We start from the raw sequence: 16,889 nt of genomic DNA, 5'->3' as shown, positions 1-16,889 counted from the left end.
GTTAGTAACTTGTGGAGCCTGCTTACGGATTTCGCACCTTGTCCATCACCGCCAGCGAGCGCGAAGCATTGAGCACCAGCCCGTAGCTGAGCTTGTCGTATGTGCGGAACACCATCAGCAGACCTGCACGTTCATCAGGAATCTTCACCCGTTCACCGGTGATCCGGTCCCGTACCGTTTCGCCGGTTTTCATCACCACCAGCACATTGCCTTCGACGAGACCATCGCGTTGGCCCTTGTTAAGCGTGACCACATCCAGTGCGCCGATCTGGGTAACCCCGCGCGGCACATCGATGATCAAGCCGTTGATGTCGGTTTTTGGCGAACCGGGCATGAAGGTCGAGTTGATGGATCGCTCCTCGCTGCTGAACAAGCGATCGCCAAGACGCACTTCCTGCGTAGTGCGTTGCAGCGCCAGGGTGGCGACGTCGCCTTCGGTGGCCACAATCTCGCCACCGCCGATGTCGTCGGCATTGATCCCGAGGAACTCCTTGCTCTCCGGGTCGGTATACACCTTGCCCTGACGGAAGATGCCGTAGACCGGCTGATCCGGGTCGAAGTGGCCGCGGGCGAAGATGCGATCGCCGGTGCCGCTGAGCACCCGCTCGGCATCGCCTGCGACGATATACGGCGCCTTGTCGAAGTCCTCGACCTTGTCGACGATGCGGTTGCTCAGCAGAAAGCTGTTGATCGCTTGCAGTGGAATGCTCGGGATCGCGTCGGCCACCGGGCTGCTGCGGATGCGTGGCGAGAGCTTGATGGTGCCCCGGGAAGCGCCGCGATTGAGGGTCAGCCGCGGCTGGCCGTTGACGTAGACCAGTGACAGCGTATCGCCGGGATAGATGAGGTTGGGGTTTTCGATCTGCGGATTGGCCTGCCAGAGCTCGGGCCATTTCCATGGCTCACGCAGGTATTTACCCGATATGTCCCAAAGTGTGTCCCCCGTGACAACCGTGTATTGCTGTGGAAAACCTTCCCTGAGTTGCACTTGCCCGTGCGCAAAACCGGCCGAGGCCAGAAGGAGCAAGGCGAGTAGTGATTTCCTCATGCGGTGAATCCCTTTATTATGTGCGTTCGCGTGAAACGCCAGAGCCCTCGTGGCTCGCTCCCGGCTTGCTTAGGCAAGGGAGCTACGTTTTACAACGGTAGCCGGCATCTTCGGACCCGCCAGGCCATCGACCCGACTTTACCTCACACGTGCAGCAATTGAGCTTATGGCCATTTTAGACATCCTCGAATTCCCCGATTCGCGCCTGCGCACTATCGCCAAACCAGTGGCCGTAGTGGACGACGAAGTGCGTCAGTTGGTCGACGATATGTTTGAAACAATGTATGAAGCGCCAGGCATCGGCCTCGCCGCGACCCAGGTCAACGTGCATAAACGTATCGTCGTCATGGACCTCTCCGAAGACCGCAGCGAACCGCGGGTATTCATCAACCCCGAGTTCGAAACCCTGACCGACGAGATGGAACAGTATCAGGAAGGTTGCCTCTCGGTGCCGGGCTTCTACGAAAACGTCGATCGCCCGCAGAAGGTCAAGGTCAAGGCCCTGGACCGCGACGGCCAGCCTTACGAACTGATCGCCGAAGGCCTGCTCGCCGTGTGCATCCAGCATGAATGCGACCACCTCAACGGCAAATTGTTCGTCGACTACCTGTCCACGCTCAAACGCGACCGAATCAAGAAGAAACTGGAAAAGCTCCATCGCCAGAACGCTTGATGCCCTTCTTTCAAAGGCTTGCTGCGGCAAGCCTTTTTCTTTTCAGAGATCGCTCCCATGACTGAGCCACTGCGCATTGTCTTTGCCGGCACCCCGGAATTCGCCGCCGAACACCTCAAGGCCCTGCTCGACAGCCCTTACGAGATCGTCGCGGTCTACACCCAGCCGGACCGTCCGGCGGGCCGCGGGCAAAAGTTGATGCCGAGCCCGGTCAAGCAGCTGGCTCTGGAACACAACATCCCGGTGCTGCAGCCGCCGACCCTGCGCAACGAAGACGCCCAGGCCGAACTGGCCGCGCTGAAGCCGGACTTGCTGGTGGTAGTCGCCTACGGCCTGATCCTGCCACAAGTGGTGCTGGATATTCCGCGCCTGGGTTGCATCAACAGCCATGCCTCCCTGCTGCCACGCTGGCGCGGAGCGGCACCGATCCAGCGCGCCGTCGAAGCTGGCGACAGCGAAAGCGGCGTGACCGTGATGCGCATGGAACTGGGCCTCGATACCGGGCCGATGTTGCTTAAAGTCACCACACCAATCACCGGTGAAGACACCGGCGGCAGCTTGCATGACCGCCTGGCCGAGATGGGTCCACCCGCCGTTATCCAGGCGATTGCGGCGCTCGCTGCCGGCATGCTGGAAGGCGAAGTGCAGGACGACAGCCTCGCCACTTATGCTCACAAATTGAACAAAGATGAAGCGCGCATCGACTGGAGCCGTCCGGCGGTTGAACTGGAACGCCTGGTCCGCGCCTTCAATCCGTGGCCGATCTGCCACAGCACGCTCGATGGTGAGGCACTGAAAGTCCTGGCTGCGAGCCTGACTGAAGGGCAGGGCGCTCCCGGTGAAATCCTCGGCGCCAGCAAGGACGGCTTGATCGTCGCTTGCGGCGCACAGGCGCTGTGCCTGACCCGCCTGCAATTGCCCGGCGGCAAAGCGCTGAACTTCAGCGACTTGTTCAACAGCCGTCGTGAGAAGTTCGCCGTCGGCACCGTCCTCGGGCAAACGGCGGACGCTCAATGAACCCACGTCTGGCCGCCGCCAAGGCACTCGCTGCTGTTCTTAACGGAAAAGCCTCACTCAACAGTTCTCTGCCGACACAAATGGACAAGGTCGAAGACCGTGATCGCGGTTTCACCCAGGACCTGGCGTTCGGCACCGCTCGCTGGCAGCCGCGTTTGTCGGCGCTGGCGGCGAAGTTGTTGCAGAAACCGTTCAAGGCAGCGGATGCCGATGTCGAGGCGCTGTTGCTGGTCGGCCTCTATCAGTTGCTCTACACCCGCGTTCCGGCTCATGCCGCCATCGGCGAAACCGTCGGTTGCGCCGGCAAGCTGAAAAAGCCCTGGGCCAAGGCGCTGCTCAATGCTGTTTTACGCCGCGCGCAACGGGAAAGCGAAGCGCTGCTTGCCGAACTGGAACACGACCCGGTGGTGCGCACCGCTCACCCGCGCTGGCTGCAAAAATCCCTGAAGGCTTTCTGGCCTGAGCAGTGGGAAGCCATTTGCGCGGCGAACAATGCACATCCGCCGATGATTCTGCGGGTCAACCGACGCCATCACGCGCGTGACGCCTACCTTGGGTTGCTGAGCGAAGCCGGCATCGCCGCCACACCGTGCGTTTACAGTCCGGATGGCATCATCCTCGACACCGCCGCCGACGTGCGCAGTCTGCCGGGCTTCGCCGAAGGCTGGATCAGCGTGCAGGACGAGGCGGCGCAGCTGGCCGCCGACCTGCTGGATCTGGCACCGGGGCAACGCGTGCTGGACGCTTGCTGCGCACCGGGCGGCAAGACCTGCCACATCCTTGAAGCCGAACCCGAACTGGCCGGCGTAGTGGGCGTGGATCTGGAAGCCAAGCGTCTGGTGCGAGTGCGTGAGAACCTTGCACGCCTGGGCCTGAGCGCAGACCTGATCGCCGCCGACGGCCGCGACACCGCAACCTGGTGGGACGGCAAACCGTTTCAACGCATACTGTTGGATGCACCCTGCTCGGCCACCGGTGTGATCCGTCGTCACCCGGACATCAAGCTGACCCGCCAACCCGACGACATCGCCGCATTAGCGGTGCTGCAGGGCGAATTGCTGGATGCCATGTGGATAACCCTGGACGTTGGCGGCATCCTGCTTTACGCCACCTGCTCCACGCTGCCAACCGAGAACACTGAAGTCATCGAGGCCTTCCTCGCTCGTACGCCGGGCGCTCGGGAACTGGATATCGCCAGTCAGGCCGGCATCAAGCAGCCCCATGGCCGCCAGTTGCTGGCCCAGGAAGGCGGCCACGACGGGTTCTACTACGCCAAGCTGATCAAGATCGCCGCCGCGCGCGGTTAACCGGGTTTAAGGGAGTGACTGGATGAAAATCATCATCCTCGGCGCAGGGCAGGTCGGCGGTTCGCTGGCGGAACACTTGGCCAGCGAGGCCAATGACATCACGGTAGTCGACACCGATGGCGACCGCCTGCGCGATCTCGGCGACCGGCTGGACATCCGCACGGTGCAGGGCCGCGGCTCGCTCCCGACGGTGCTGCGCCAGGCTGGCGCGGACGACGCCGACATGTTGGTGGCCGTGACCAGCAGTGACGAAACCAACATGGTGGCCTGTCAGGTCGCCCACACCCTGTTCCACACGCCGACCAAAATCGCCCGGGTCCGCGAAGCGGCCTACCTGACGCGTAATGATCTGTTCGACAACGAAGCGATTCCGGTGGATGTGCTGATCAGCCCGGAGCAAGTGGTCACCAACTACATCAAGCGCCTGATCCAGCATCCGGGTGCGTTGCAGGTGATCGATTTTGCCGAGGGCAAGGCCCAGCTGGTGGCCGTCAAGGCCTATTACGGCGGTCCGCTGGTGGGCCAGCAACTGCGCCAATTGCGCGAGCACATGCCGAATGTCGAAACCCGGGTCGCGGCGATTTTCCGCCGTGACCGCCCCATCCTGCCCCAGGGCGATACGGTGATCGAGGCGGACGACGAAGTCTTTTTCATCGCGGCCAAGGCAAATATTCGTGCGGTGATGAGTGAAATGCGCCGCCTCGATGAAAGCTACAAGCGCATTGTCATCGCTGGCGGCGGGCAGATCGGTGAACGCCTGGCCGAGGCCATTGAAAGCCGTTACCAGGTAAAGATCATCGAAATGAACCCGGCGCGCTGCCGTCATCTTTCGGACACCCTCGACAGCACCGTGGTGCTGCAGGGCAGCGCTTCGGATCGGGATCTGCTGCTGGAAGAGAACATCGCCGACGCCGACCTGTTCCTCGCCCTGACCAATGACGACGAGGCCAACATCATGTCGTCGTTGCTGGCCAAGCGCCTGGGCGCGAAGAAGGTGATGACCATCATCAACAACCCGGCCTATGTCGACCTGATCCAGGGCGGCGACATCGACATCGCCATCAGCCCGCAACTGGCGACCATTGGCACGTTGCTGGCCCATGTGCGGCGCGGCGATATTGTCAGCGTGCACTCATTGCGGCGCGGCGCGGCGGAGGCCATCGAGGCCATTGCCCACGGCGATGCGAAGTCGAGCAAGGTGATCGGTAAATCCATCGAGAACATCGGCCTGCCGCCAGGCACCACCATTGGCGCCATCATTCGCGACGAAGAGGTGATCATCGCCCACGATGACACCGTGATCGCGGCGGGTGATCATGTGATTCTGTTCCTTGTGGATAAAAAGCATATTCGGGATGTGGAGAAGCTGTTTCATGTGGGGCTGAGCTTCTTCTGATCCGGTATTTGCGCCCGCGAAGAGGCCCTCCCGGCGATAGCGGTCTCACTGCATCAGATATCCCCTGACACACCTGAATAAGGAATCCACCATGCTCGAATCCCTGGGAAAAATGCTCGCCAAGGGTGTGGATAACTCATTGCTGCGCTTCGGCCTCGGCAAGGGTTACCTGGATCTCGGGGAAAATGCCAAGGCCGCCGAGCATTTCCAGCGTTGCGTCGAGTTCGACCCAAAGTATTCGGCAGCCTGGAAACTGTTGGGCAAGGCCCACCTGGCGCTGGCGGATTATCCGGCTGCGCGCCAGGCCTGGGAACAGGGTCTGGAAGCCGCCCGCGTCCATGGCGACAAGCAGGCGGAAAAGGAAATGACGGTGTTCCTGAAGAAGCTCGAGCGTCAGGCGCACTGATCAGCGGTCAATACCAACGTTCTTCACCCGGCGGGCGCTTCTTGAAGCGCTTCATGCTCCACATGTATTGGCTCGGGTAAGCACGGACATACCGCTCCACCACCTGGCTCATGGCCGCGCAGGATGTCTCGGTGTCGGTGCTGTACATGGCTTCTGGCGCGGCTTCGAGGATCACCTTGTACCCCGAACCGTCCGGCAGCCGCAGGGCATGCAGGAACACGCCGACCGCTTTGCCGCCCGCGAGCATGTTCGGGACGAATTTGCTGGTCAGTGCCTGCGTGGCGAAAAACGGCACGAAGATCCCGGCGGATTCGGCGGGTTCCGGATCGGCGGGAATCCCTACGGCCCCCCCTCTGCGCACTTCCTTGATCACGCTGAGGATGCCTTCCTTGGTGGATGCGGCAACCCGGTTGCCCAGCTGCACCCGCTGCTTGCGCAGCAAATCATCCACCGCCTTCAGCTTGGGCGGACGATAGAAAATGATCGGTTTGCACTGATTGCAATAGAAGTGGTTCAACACCTCCCAATTGCCCAGATGGCTGGTGATACCGACGACGCCTTTGCCGGAGGCGAGGGCGTCCTTCAATACGTCGAGCCCCTCGACTTCGCGTACCAGATCGATCGAGCGCTGCGCCGGCCAGATCCAGGCGCAGGCACTTTCGGTCAGGGACTTGCCGATGTCTTTCAGGCTCTGGCCGACCAGGCGCTCCCGTTCAGCCGGATCCATGTCGGGGAAGCACTTGGCAAGATTGATCCGCACCACGTCGCGGGAACGGTTGGGGGTTTTCCACATGACCCAGCCAATGGCCGCGCCGACGGCCTGCACGGCCCGCCACGGGAGCAGGGCAAACAGCCGCAGAGCGCCTACCAGCATGGCGCCTTTAAACTTTTCCACAGGTCACTCCTGATCTTGTGCTGTGCGCGAGGCGGCCATTCTAACCGCCGTTCACCAGAGTCGCGTAGCGATCGCAATCCCGGGTATGGTCCATGACCATGCCCGAAGCCTGCATCAATGCATAACAAATGGTCGGGCCGACGAAGGTGAAGCCGGCCTTTTTCAGGCCTTTGCTCATTTCCACGGCGGTCGGCGTCACGGCCGGCACCTCGGTTCGATCCTTGAAATGATTGATCACAGGCTGGCCACCGACGAACGACCAGAGAAACGCCACCGGATCCTCCAGCGCCAGCCAGGCCTGGGCATTGCGCCGGGCTGCGTTGAGTTTGAGGCGATTGCGGATGATCCCCGGATCGAGCATCAATTGATCGATCTCGGCGTCGCTCATCTGCGCCACGCGCTGGACGTCGAAGCCGAACAATACCTCGCGATAACGCTCGCGTTTACGCAGTACCGTGATCCAGGACAGGCCGGCCTGGAACCCTTCGAGCAAAAGCAACTCGAATAATCCCTGCGCATCGCGTAGCGGCGTACCCCACTCCTGATCGTGATAAGCCATGTACAGCGGATCTTCGGAACACCAAAAGCAGCGTGGCATAAGGCTCCAGGGGGCGTGCGCAGGACCGAATCGGGTATACTCCCGCTCTTTAAATCGCAGCCCAAGAAACAGGTGAATTTCGTGAGCCAGCCTACGCCAGCCGTGCGTACCTTCCAAGACTTGATCCTCGCCCTCCAGCAATACTGGGCCGAGCAAGGTTGCGTGGTACTTCAGCCCTACGATATGGAAGTAGGCGCCGGCACTTTCCACACTGCCACGTTCCTGCGCGCCATCGGCCCGGAAACCTGGAACGCCGCTTATGTGCAGCCCAGTCGTCGCCCGACTGACGGCCGCTACGGCGAAAACCCGAACCGTCTGCAGCACTACTATCAGTTCCAGGTAGTCCTGAAGCCGAACCCGGACAACTTCCAGGAACTGTACCTGGGCTCCCTCAAGCATGTCGGCCTGGACCCGTTGGTCCACGACATCCGTTTTGTCGAAGACAACTGGGAATCGCCGACGTTGGGCGCCTGGGGTCTGGGCTGGGAAGTCTGGCTCAACGGCATGGAAGTGACGCAGTTCACGTACTTCCAGCAGGCGGGCGGCATCGAGTGCTACCCGGTGACCGGCGAGATCACCTACGGTCTTGAGCGCCTGGCCATGTACCTGCAAGGCGTGGACTCGGTCTACGACCTGGTCTGGGCTGACGGTCCGATGGGCAAAGTGACCTACGGCGACGTGTTCCACCAGAACGAAGTGGAGCAGTCGACCTACAACTTCGAACACGCCAACGTCGAGAAGCTGTTCGAGCTGTTCGATTTCTACGAAAGCGAAGCCAAGCGCCTGATCGAACTCGAGCAGCCGCTGCCGTTGCCGAGCTACGAAATGGTGTTGAAGGCCTCCCACACCTTCAACCTGCTGGATGCGCGCCGGGCGATCTCGGTGACCGCACGTCAGCAATACATCCTGCGTGTACGCACCCTGGCGCGTTCCGTTGCGCAAGCCTACCTGCTGGCTCGCGCCAAGCTGGGCTTCCCGATGGCGACCCCGGACCTGCGTGACGAAGTACTGGCCAAGCTGGAGGCTGCACAATGAGTGCGCAAGATTTTCTGGTTGAACTGGGCACCGAAGAACTGCCACCCAAAGCCCTGAACACCCTGGCCGACGCGTTCCTCGCCGGTATCGACAAGGGCCTGCAAGCCGCGGGCCTGAACTACGAGACCAAAACCGTCTACGCCGCACCGCGCCGCCTGGCTGTGCTGATCACCTCGCTGGCCACCCACCAGCCGGATCGCAGCATCAACCTCGACGGCCCGCCACGCCAGGCCGCGTTCGATGCCGAAGGCAATCCGACTCAAGCGGCATTGGGTTTCGCCAAGAAGTGCGGCGTCGACCTGAGCGAAATCGATCAGAGCGGCCCGAAACTGCGCTACAGCCAGAGCATCGCCGGCAAACCGACCGCGAGCCTGCTGCCGACCATCGTCGAAGACTCCCTGAACGACCTGCCGATTCCAAAGCGCATGCGCTGGGGCGCCCGCAAGGAAGAGTTCGTGCGTCCGACCCAGTGGCTGGTGATGCTGCTCGGTGACCAGGTCATCGACTGCACCATCCTCGCCCAGAAAGCCGGCCGTGATTCCCGTGGTCATCGCTTCCATCACCCGGAAAGCGTGCGCATCACCTCGCCAGCCAACTACTTGAGCGACCTGCGTGCCGCTTATGTACTGGCCGACTCCAACGAACGTCGCGAGCTGATCAGCAAGCGCACCGAAGAGTTGGCGACGATGCAGGAAGGCAAGGCGATCGTTCCACCGGGCCTGCTCGACGAAGTGACTGCGCTGGTGGAATGGCCGGTGCCGCTGGTGTGCTCGTTCGAGGAACGTTTCCTCGACGTACCGCAAGAAGCCCTGATCACCACCATGCAGGACAACCAGAAGTACTTCTGCCTGCTGGACGCCGACGGCAAGTTGCTGCCACGTTTCATTACCGTGGCCAACATCGAAAGCAAAGACCCGCAACAAATCATCGCCGGTAACGAGAAAGTGGTTCGCCCACGCCTGACCGACGCCGAATTCTTCTTCAAGCAAGACAAGAAGCAGAAACTCGAAGACTTCAACCTGCGCCTGCAAAACGTGGTGTTCCAGGAAAAACTCGGCAGCGTCTACGACAAGGCCGAGCGTGTTTCCAAACTGGCCGCCTTCATCGCGCAGCGCATTGGCGGCAACGCAGCCTGGGCCTCCCGTGCCGGCCTGCTGTCCAAGTGCGACCTGGCGACCGAAATGGTCGGTGAGTTCCCGGAGATGCAAGGTGTCGCCGGTTATTACTACGCCCTCAACGACGGCGAGCCGGAAGAAGTCGCCCTGGCGCTGAACGAGCAGTACATGCCGCGCGGTGCCGGTGCAGAGCTGCCGACGACCCTGACCGGTGCGGCCGTGGCCATCGCTGACAAGCTCGACACGCTGGTGGGCATTTTCGGCATCGGCATGCTGCCAACCGGTAGCAAAGACCCGTACGCCTTGCGTCGTGCCGCCCTGGGTGTGTTGCGCATCCTGATCGACAAGAAGCTCGACCTCGATTTGAACGACGCCGTAGCGTTTGCCGTGAATGCGTTCGGTACCAAGGTCAAGGCTGCCGGCCTGAACGACTCGGTGCTGGAGTTCATCTTCGACCGTCTGCGTGCCCGCTACGAAGACGAGGGTGTCGATGTCGGGACTTACCTGTCGGTGCGTGCCCTGAAACCGGGCTCGGCGCTGGACTTCGATCAGCGCGTCCAAGCGGTAGAGGCGTTCCGCAAATTGCCGCAAGCCGCTGCCCTGGCCGCGGTGAACAAGCGCGTTTCGAACCTGCTGAGCAAGGTAGAGGGTTCTATACCTTCGGTCGTGGAAGCCAAGTACTTCGACAACGCCAACGAGTTCTCCCTGTATTCGGCGATCCAGCAGGCGGACCAGGCTGTCCAGCCGATGGCTGCGGCGCGTCAGTACAGCGAATCCCTGGCACGCCTGGCGGCCTTGCGCGAGCCGGTGGATGCGTTCTTCGAAGCCGTGATGGTCAATGCCGACGACGCCAAAGTGCGCGCCAACCGCTATGCGTTGCTGGCGCGTTTGCGTGGGCTGTTCCTCGGTGTCGCCGACATTTCACTGCTGGGCTGAGGGATTGCTGTTGAAACTGCTGATTCTCGATCGGGACGGGGTGATCAATTACGACTCCGACGCTTACATCAAGTCGGTGGAGGAGTGGATTCCACTCCCCGGTTCAATCGAAGCCATCGCGCAGTTGAGCAAAGCCGGCTGGACGGTGGCCGTGGCCACCAACCAGTCGGGCATCGCTCGCGGCTATTACGACATCGCCACCCTGGACGCCATGCACGAGCGCTTGCGCTCGCTGGTGGCGGAGCAGGGTGGGGAAGTCGGGCTGATCGTCTACTGCCCGCACGGGCCGGACGACGGTTGCGATTGCCGCAAACCACAACCGGGGATGTTGAAAACCATCGCCGCGCATTACAACGTAGCGCTGACCAATCTATGGTTCGTCGGCGATACTCTCGGTGACCTGGAAGCCGCCAAAGCCGTCGATTCTCAGCCAGTTTTGGTAAAGACCGGAAAAGGCGAAAAGACTCTGGGCAAGACCCTGCCGGTGGGCACCTTGATTTTTGACGATCTGGCGGCGATTGCCGCAGAACTTATCCACAATGAGCGCTTTTGATATTCCTGGCCAAGGATTGATCAGGAGTGCGCTGATATAGACGGGCAATGCCCGCACGGTAAACGTCGCCATGTCGATACTGCAGGCCATCAGAACCTTCCTCTTTTACCTGCTGCTGGGCACCAGCTCTTTGCTCTGGTGCAGCCTGAGCTTTTTTATCGCACCTTTTCTCCCGTTCAAGGCGCGCTATCGCTTTATCAATGTCTACTGGTGCCGCTGCGCCTTGTGGCTGAGCAAAGTCTTTCTGGGCATCAGCCATGAAATCAAAGGCGCAGAGAACGTGCCTGACCAGCCCTGCGTGATTCAATCCAATCACCAGAGCACCTGGGAGACCTTCTTTCTCTCGGCCTACTTCGAGCCACTGAGCCAAGTGCTCAAGCGTGAACTGCTTTACGTTCCGTTCTTCGGTTGGGCGATGGCCATGCTGCGACCGATTGCCATCGACCGCGGCAATCCTAAAGCTGCGCTCAAGCACGTGGCGAAGAAGGGCGATGAATTGCTCAAAGATGGCGTGTGGGTACTGATCTTCCCGGAAGGGACGCGGGTTCCTTACGGCACCATCGGAAAATTCTCCCGCGGTGGCACCGCTTTGGCGGTCAATGCTGCGCTGCCGGTGCTGCCGATTGCGCACAATGCAGGCAAATACTGGCCGAAAACCGGTTGGGCGAAGAAGCCGGGCGTCATCACCGTGATCATCGGTGAACCCATGTACGCCGACGGCAGCGGCCCGCGCGCCATTGCCGAGCTGAACGATCGGGTCCAGGCCTGGAACGAGCAGATGCAGCGGGAAATGGGCTCGATTCCACCAGCCCCCCACACCCCGGCGGCCAGTGATCAAATGGCAGTCTGAGATTCTGTGGATAACCTGTGTATCGTTTTGCTTACAAGTGCCGTATTTGGCTTGTAGCTTTATGATTTATATACATATTTCATAAACACATAAAACACCGAAAAAGGTGCATAAGTTTTTTTCGGGCGCAAAAAAACCGGCTGATATAGCCGGTTTTTTTATGCCGGAAATAGCAGTATTTCAATCCCTGAGCAAAGGGAAATGCAGCCTGAAGCGAGTGCCTTGATCCACAACACTTTGGCACTCAATCCTTGCGCCATGTCGATCCATCACTGCCTTCACCATCGACAGCCCCAACCCCACGCCATCAATGCCGTGAGCTGAGGAAAGTCGCCGATACTGGCTGAACAGCTCGGGCAATTCCTCTGCGGCAATGCCTTTGCCTTGATCGATGATCTCGCACGTCAGCCAGCCTTCGGCGCAGTTGACTTGCACAATGATTCGAGTGCCGGGGCCGCTGTACTTGATGGCGTTCTCCAGCAGATTGAACAAGGCTCGAGTCAGCAGCGCCTGATCGGCCATGATCAAGCTTTCCTGCGCAACCTCATCCAGGTGATGGACCATTTCGATCTGCTTCAACTGTGCAATGGTCAACGTTTGATCGAAGACATCCAGCACCATCATCGCAAACAGGCTCGGCTGAAACTGATACGCCTCTGACTCGGCCTTGGCCAGTTGGACGAAACCGTCAGTCAATTCCAGGGCTCGACGCACCTGGCACTCGATCTGATCGAACAGCTGGGTGTCCCCGACAGCTTGATGTCGGTGGACGTCGAGCAGGGCGAGAATTGCCGAGTGGGGCGCCCGCAGATCATGGGACAAGAAGCGCAACAGTACGCCACGCTGCTCCTCGGCATCACGCTCAACGCTGAGGTCGGTCAGGCTCAATAACCAGCCGATAGGCGTTTCCCCGTCCACTGGCAGCAACGCAGCGCGCTCCAGACGCAGACTGCGTTCTTTGACGTCCCTGAACTCCACCAGCGGCAAAGTCGATAAGAATGGCCGAGGGCCTTCCACCAGTTCCGGATAACCCAGCCTGGCCAATTGCTCCAGCACGTCATCGCCCACCAGATCTGTGCCAAACAGATCCCTGGCATTACGGTTACCCAGCAAAATCCGGCCATGGGGATCACTGATCAAGGTGGCGACAGGCAAATACTCCAGGCCATCAGCGATAAAACGACGGGTATCACGGGTTCGCCCCATCGCTTGCTCCAGCGCCATGATCTGACCTTGCAAAGGGTCGTCAGTCGGAAATTGTGCACGACGGCGCTCAGGAAAGACCTTCGGCTCGCTGTCCAGCCGCTCCAGTTCCCAGCCAAAATAGGTCAGTACCACACTCAAGCGCCGCCAGTTCCAGATCAGGTAACCGAACAGCATGCCCAACAGACTCGCTGCAGGGGACCACCACCAGCCCAGTTTCGCCAACCCTACGCTCGCCAGCAGCGCACACCCCATACCCACCAAGGTCAACCAGAGCGCCAGCCTTGGCCGAAGCAATAACAGACCCAGGACACAGGCGACCAGGCAAACAGACAACAACGCGCCCCACACACCCGAGCCGTCTCGTTGGCTGGTCTCGGCATTGAAAGAAAGAAGGCCCGTCAGGGGTAACAAAAGCAAGCTTATCCAAAGCCATTCCCGGACCAATTGCCGAAACAACCTTTGGACTTGAGTCGGCTCGCGACTTTCCCGGCGTCGCTCATGATTCATAGGCAATACTGTCGTGAGAGTTGTAGGGAATTTCGTTCATGGGTCACAGTTCCCGGAGGAGGGCGCTTGAAGAATCATAGCGGACCTGCTTACTTTCACTCTCCAACCGAACGTGTATTGTCAGATAACATGCTGGCCGCCAAAGGAATAACGTACATGCGTGTCGCGATACTGGATGACGAACCGGCAGAACTGCGCAGGGTGGAACAGACTTTGCGGCAGATGGCCGAACCAGGTGAGCCTGCCTGGTCATTGCACAGCTTCGAGCAGGGAGAGGACCTGTTACGTCAATTGCGACGGGAAACATTCGACCTGCTGATCCTCGACTGGCAGTTGCCAGGCTTCAGTGGCCTGTCGCTGCTACGCTGGACCCGCGAGCACATGGACGCACCGCCCGCCGCGATCATGCTGACCAGCCGCGATGCTGAAAGCGATATCGTCCAGGCGTTGAATGCGGGCGCCGACGATTACGTCAGCAAGCCGTTTCGACCCAATGAACTGAAAGCCAGGGTGGCGGCAGTGTTGCGCCGGCATAGCCAGCAACGTGCGGCAGCGACCGAAGTACTGAGTTTCAATGACCTGGTGTTCGATGATGCCGAGTTGACTGTAAACCGCGCCGGCAAAGCGATCGGAATGACCGAGCGGGAATACCGGCTGGCGCGTTGCCTGTTCAGCAACCTGGGACGGCCGCTATCCCGGGAGTATCTGTATGAGAGGTTCTGGACCCATGAAGAGATGGTGTCGTCTCGACCGCTGGATACCCACATTTATCGCCTGCGCAACAAACTTGGCCTGACGGCTGATCGCGGTTGGCAACTGCTGACGATTTATGGGTATGGGTATCGGTTGGAGAGTGTGGGGGCGGCAAGCGAGTAAAAAAAAAGGCCAACGCGTGAACGGTGGCCTTTTTTTGACAAGCGCTGGATCAGAAATCCAGGTTGGATACCGCCAGGGCGTTGCTTTCGATGAAGTCACGACGTGGCTCGACCGCATCACCCATCAAGGTGTTGAAGATCTGATCCGCGCCAATGGCGTCTTCGATGGTGACTCTAAGCATCCGGCGCTGGCTTGGGTCCATGGTGGTTTCCCACAGCTGATCCGGGTTCATTTCACCCAGACCTTTGTATCGCTGGATGGTGTGACGCTTGGTGCTTTCAGTCATCAGCCATTCAAGTGCTTCCTTGAACTCGGTGACCGGCTTCTTGCGCTCGCCACGCTGGATATACGCGCCGTCGTCCAACAAGGTGCTCAGTTGAGCGCCCAGCGAAACAACCGTCTTGTAATCGTTACTGCCGAAGAAGTCGCGGTTGAACGTGACGTAGTTCGACAGGCCGTGGGAGATCAGTTCGACCTCAGGCAGCCAGACGTTACGTTCACGGTCTTCACGCAGGCTGGCTTTGTAAACCAGGCCGGACTTCTCGACGGTGCGCAGGCGAACTTCGTACTGGGCCAACCAATCCTGCATGGCGGCGTGATCGGACAGTTGCTCCATGCTCACTGCAGGCAAGTAGATGAAGTGCTCGGTCAGTTCCTGTGGGTACAGGCGCGACAGACGCTTGAGGGTCTTCATCACCAGGCGGAAGTCATTTACCAGACGCTCGAGCGCTTCACCGGAAATCCCCGGGGCTTCGTCGTTCAGGTGCAGGCTTGCATCTTCCAGGGCCGACTGCGTCATGTACTCTTCCATGGCGTCGTCGTCTTTGATGTATTGCTCTTGCTTGCCTTTCTTGACCTTGTACAGCGGCGGCTGTGCGATGTAGATGTAGCCGCGCTCGATCAGCTCCGGCAACTGACGGAAGAAGAAGGTCAGCAGCAGGGTACGGATGTGCGAACCGTCGACGTCAGCATCGGTCATGATGATGATGTTGTGGTAGCGCAGCTTGTCGATGTTGTACTCGTCACGGCCAATGCCGCAGCCCAGCGCGGTGATCAAGGTGCCCACTTCCTGCGAAGAGATCATCTTGTCGAAGCGTGCCTTCTCGACGTTCAGGATCTTGCCTTTCAACGGCAGGATGGCCTGGGTTCTACGGTTGCGTCCCTGCTTGGCGGAGCCGCCAGCAGAGTCACCTTCCACGAGGTACAGTTCGGAAAGGGCAGGGTCTTTTTCCTGGCAGTCAGCCAGTTTGCCCGGCAAGCCGGCAATATCCAGCGCACCTTTGCGACGGGTCATCTCACGGGCTTTACGCGCCGCTTCACGAGCCCGTGCCGCGTCGATCATCTTGCCGACGACCAGCTTGGCTTCGTTCGGGTTTTCCAGCAGGAAGTCGGAGAAGTACTTGCCCATTTCCTGTTCGACCGCGGTCTTCACTTCGGAAGAAACCAGCTTGTCTTTGGTCTGAGAGCTGAACTTCGGATCCGGCACTTTCACCGAAATGATCGCGGTCAGGCCTTCACGGGCATCGTCGCCAGTGGTCGCGACTTTGTGCTTCTTCGCCAGACCTTCCGCTTCGATGTAGGTGTTCAGGTTACGCGTCAGGGCCGAACGGAAACCCACCAGGTGAGTACCGCCATCGCGCTGTGGAATGTTGTTGGTGAAGCACAACAGGTTCTCGTTGAAGCTGTCGTTCCACTGCAGGGCGATTTCCACGCCGATGCCGTCTTCACGCTGGATGTTGAAGTGGAACACCTGGTTGACCGGGGTCTTGTTGGTGTTCAGATATTCAACGAACGCACGCAGGCCGCCTTCGTACTTGAACAACTCTTCCTTGCCGCTGCGCTCGTCCTTGAGGACGATGCCGACACCGGAGTTCAGGAAGGACAGTTCACGAATCCGCTTGGCCAGGATGTCCCAGCTGAAGTGGATATTCTTGAAGGTCAGGTCGGATGGCTTGAAGTGAATCTGGGTACCGGTGGTTTCGCTTTCGCCGACGATTTTCATCGGCTCCTTCGGAACACCGTGGATGTAGGTCTGTTCCCAGATCTTGCCACTGCGGCGAACAGTCAACACCAGCTCTTCGGACAAGGCGTTCACAACCGACACACCCACACCGTGCAGACCGCCGGATACTTTGTAGGAGTTGTCGTCGAACTTACCGCCGGCGTGCAGCACGGTCATGATGACCTCGGCTGCCGATACGCCTTCTTCTTTGTGTACGTCTACCGGGATGCCACGACCGTTGTCGCGAACGGTGATGGATTCGTCCGGGTGAATAATGATGCTGATGTCGTCGCAGTGACCGGCGAGCGCTTCGTCGATGGAGTTGTCGACTACCTCGAAGACCATGTGGTGCAGACCGCTGCCATCGTCGGTGTCACCAATGTACATACCGGGACGTTTGCGTACGGCATCCAGGCCTTTCAGCACTTTAATGCTCGTTGAGTCGTACGTATTTTCTTCGCTCAATGCC

Annotated in this window: 15 protein-coding genes; 10 read left to right on the top strand and 5 right to left on the bottom strand. The window is 59.7% G+C overall.

What is annotated here, in order from left to right; all coding sequences use genetic code 11:
* Positions 1-22: 22 nt before the first annotated feature.
* A complete protein-coding gene (locus ELQ88_RS02710; protein WP_128874619.1) occupies positions 23-1,048 on the bottom strand; it encodes a LysM domain-containing protein in 1,026 nt (341 codons plus the stop codon).
* 166 nt (positions 1,049-1,214) lie between these two features.
* On the opposite strand from ELQ88_RS02710, the gene def reads away from it, so the two are divergent.
* The 5 genes from def to ELQ88_RS02685 all read left to right on the top strand — a co-directional run bounded on the left by def (position 1,215) and on the right by ELQ88_RS02685 (position 5,847).
* Complete coding sequence (def, locus tag ELQ88_RS02705) at positions 1,215-1,721, top strand: peptide deformylase (RefSeq protein WP_064680548.1); 507 nt, start codon at positions 1,215-1,217, stop codon at positions 1,719-1,721.
* A gap of 57 nt (positions 1,722-1,778) precedes the next feature.
* The gene (gene fmt / locus ELQ88_RS02700) at positions 1,779-2,738 is read left to right on the top strand and encodes a methionyl-tRNA formyltransferase (protein WP_138963489.1); all 960 of its coding nucleotides are present in this window, start codon (positions 1,779-1,781) and stop codon (positions 2,736-2,738) included.
* Positions 2,735-4,045, top strand: coding sequence for a 16S rRNA (cytosine(967)-C(5))-methyltransferase RsmB (gene rsmB / locus ELQ88_RS02695; RefSeq protein WP_138963487.1), 1,311 nt, complete (start codon positions 2,735-2,737; stop codon positions 4,043-4,045). Before fmt ends, rsmB begins: the two co-directional genes overlap by 4 nt.
* 22 nt (positions 4,046-4,067) lie before the next feature.
* The gene (gene trkA, locus ELQ88_RS02690) at positions 4,068-5,441 is read left to right on the top strand and encodes a Trk system potassium transporter TrkA (protein WP_138963485.1); all 1,374 of its coding nucleotides are present in this window, start codon (positions 4,068-4,070) and stop codon (positions 5,439-5,441) included.
* A gap of 91 nt (positions 5,442-5,532) precedes the next feature.
* Positions 5,533-5,847 carry a tetratricopeptide repeat protein gene (locus tag ELQ88_RS02685; RefSeq protein WP_138963483.1) on the top strand — a complete coding sequence of 105 codons (315 nt, stop codon included), beginning with the start codon at positions 5,533-5,535 and terminating at the stop codon, positions 5,845-5,847.
* A gap of 7 nt (positions 5,848-5,854) precedes the next feature.
* On the opposite strand, the gene ELQ88_RS02680 is transcribed toward ELQ88_RS02685, so the two are convergent.
* A complete protein-coding gene (locus tag ELQ88_RS02680) occupies positions 5,855-6,742 on the bottom strand; it encodes a lysophospholipid acyltransferase (protein WP_128874615.1) in 888 nt (295 codons plus the stop codon).
* Between the two features lie 40 nt (positions 6,743-6,782).
* Positions 6,783-7,340 (bottom strand): DNA-3-methyladenine glycosylase I, encoded by a 558-nt coding sequence (gene tag, locus ELQ88_RS02675; RefSeq protein WP_128874614.1) that lies wholly within the window; start codon positions 7,338-7,340, stop codon positions 6,783-6,785.
* A gap of 81 nt (positions 7,341-7,421) precedes the next feature.
* Between tag and glyQ the strand changes: the two genes are divergently transcribed.
* The 4 genes from glyQ to ELQ88_RS02655 all read left to right on the top strand — a co-directional run bounded on the left by glyQ (position 7,422) and on the right by ELQ88_RS02655 (position 11,829).
* On the top strand, positions 7,422-8,375 hold the full coding sequence (glyQ, locus tag ELQ88_RS02670; protein WP_064680830.1) for a glycine--tRNA ligase subunit alpha: 954 nt from the start codon (positions 7,422-7,424) through the stop codon (positions 8,373-8,375).
* Positions 8,372-10,426, top strand: coding sequence for a glycine--tRNA ligase subunit beta (glyS, locus tag ELQ88_RS02665; protein ID WP_128874613.1), 2,055 nt, complete (start codon positions 8,372-8,374; stop codon positions 10,424-10,426). Before glyQ ends, glyS begins: the two co-directional genes overlap by 4 nt.
* Before the next feature lie 4 nt (positions 10,427-10,430).
* Complete coding sequence (gene gmhB / locus ELQ88_RS02660) at positions 10,431-10,979, top strand: D-glycero-beta-D-manno-heptose 1,7-bisphosphate 7-phosphatase (RefSeq protein ID WP_178084670.1); 549 nt, start codon at positions 10,431-10,433, stop codon at positions 10,977-10,979.
* Positions 10,980-11,049: 70 nt separating this feature from the next.
* On the top strand, positions 11,050-11,829 hold the full coding sequence (locus tag ELQ88_RS02655; RefSeq protein ID WP_128874611.1) for a lysophospholipid acyltransferase family protein: 780 nt from the start codon (positions 11,050-11,052) through the stop codon (positions 11,827-11,829).
* Positions 11,830-12,009: 180 nt separating this feature from the next.
* Here ELQ88_RS02655 and ELQ88_RS02650 read toward each other — a convergent pair whose 3' ends face one another.
* On the bottom strand, positions 12,010-13,542 hold the full coding sequence (locus ELQ88_RS02650) for a PAS domain-containing sensor histidine kinase (protein WP_138963479.1): 1,533 nt from the start codon (positions 13,540-13,542) through the stop codon (positions 12,010-12,012).
* A 156-nt stretch (positions 13,543-13,698) separates the two neighbouring features.
* On the opposite strand from ELQ88_RS02650, the gene ELQ88_RS02645 reads away from it, so the two are divergent.
* Positions 13,699-14,418: a response regulator transcription factor gene (locus ELQ88_RS02645; RefSeq protein WP_128874609.1), complete on the top strand. Its 720-nt coding sequence runs from the start codon at positions 13,699-13,701 to the stop codon at positions 14,416-14,418.
* A 49-nt stretch (positions 14,419-14,467) separates the two neighbouring features.
* On the opposite strand, the gene gyrB is transcribed toward ELQ88_RS02645, so the two are convergent.
* On the bottom strand, positions 14,468-16,885 hold the full coding sequence (gene gyrB, locus ELQ88_RS02640; protein WP_128874608.1) for a DNA topoisomerase (ATP-hydrolyzing) subunit B: 2,418 nt from the start codon (positions 16,883-16,885) through the stop codon (positions 14,468-14,470).
* Positions 16,886-16,889: the final 4 nt, after the last annotated feature.

The organism is Pseudomonas sp. MPC6 (assembly GCF_006094435.1).
Classification (GTDB): domain Bacteria; phylum Pseudomonadota; class Gammaproteobacteria; order Pseudomonadales; family Pseudomonadaceae; genus Aquipseudomonas.
Note: the sequence above shows the minus strand (reverse complement) of the source record. Positions and strands in the feature narration are given on the sequence as shown.

Bases quoted from the DNA above. Each gene is read 5' to 3' on its own strand.
- ELQ88_RS02710 (WP_128874619.1), bottom strand. From the start codon at position 1,048: ATGAGGAAATCACTACTCGCCTTGCTCCTTCTGGCCTCGGCCGGTTTT.
- def (WP_064680548.1), top strand. From the start codon at position 1,215: ATGGCCATTTTAGACATCCTCGAATTCCCCGATTCGCGCCTGCGCACT.
- fmt (WP_138963489.1), top strand. From the start codon at position 1,779: ATGACTGAGCCACTGCGCATTGTCTTTGCCGGCACCCCGGAATTCGCC.
- rsmB (WP_138963487.1), top strand. From the start codon at position 2,735: ATGAACCCACGTCTGGCCGCCGCCAAGGCACTCGCTGCTGTTCTTAAC.
- trkA (WP_138963485.1), top strand. From the start codon at position 4,068: ATGAAAATCATCATCCTCGGCGCAGGGCAGGTCGGCGGTTCGCTGGCG.
- ELQ88_RS02685 (WP_138963483.1), top strand. From the start codon at position 5,533: ATGCTCGAATCCCTGGGAAAAATGCTCGCCAAGGGTGTGGATAACTCA.
- tag (WP_128874614.1), bottom strand. From the start codon at position 7,340: ATGCCACGCTGCTTTTGGTGTTCCGAAGATCCGCTGTACATGGCTTAT.
- glyS (WP_128874613.1), top strand. From the start codon at position 8,372: ATGAGTGCGCAAGATTTTCTGGTTGAACTGGGCACCGAAGAACTGCCA.
- ELQ88_RS02655 (WP_128874611.1), top strand. From the start codon at position 11,050: ATGTCGATACTGCAGGCCATCAGAACCTTCCTCTTTTACCTGCTGCTG.
- ELQ88_RS02650 (WP_138963479.1), bottom strand. From the start codon at position 13,542: ATGAATCATGAGCGACGCCGGGAAAGTCGCGAGCCGACTCAAGTCCAA.
- ELQ88_RS02645 (WP_128874609.1), top strand. From the start codon at position 13,699: ATGCGTGTCGCGATACTGGATGACGAACCGGCAGAACTGCGCAGGGTG.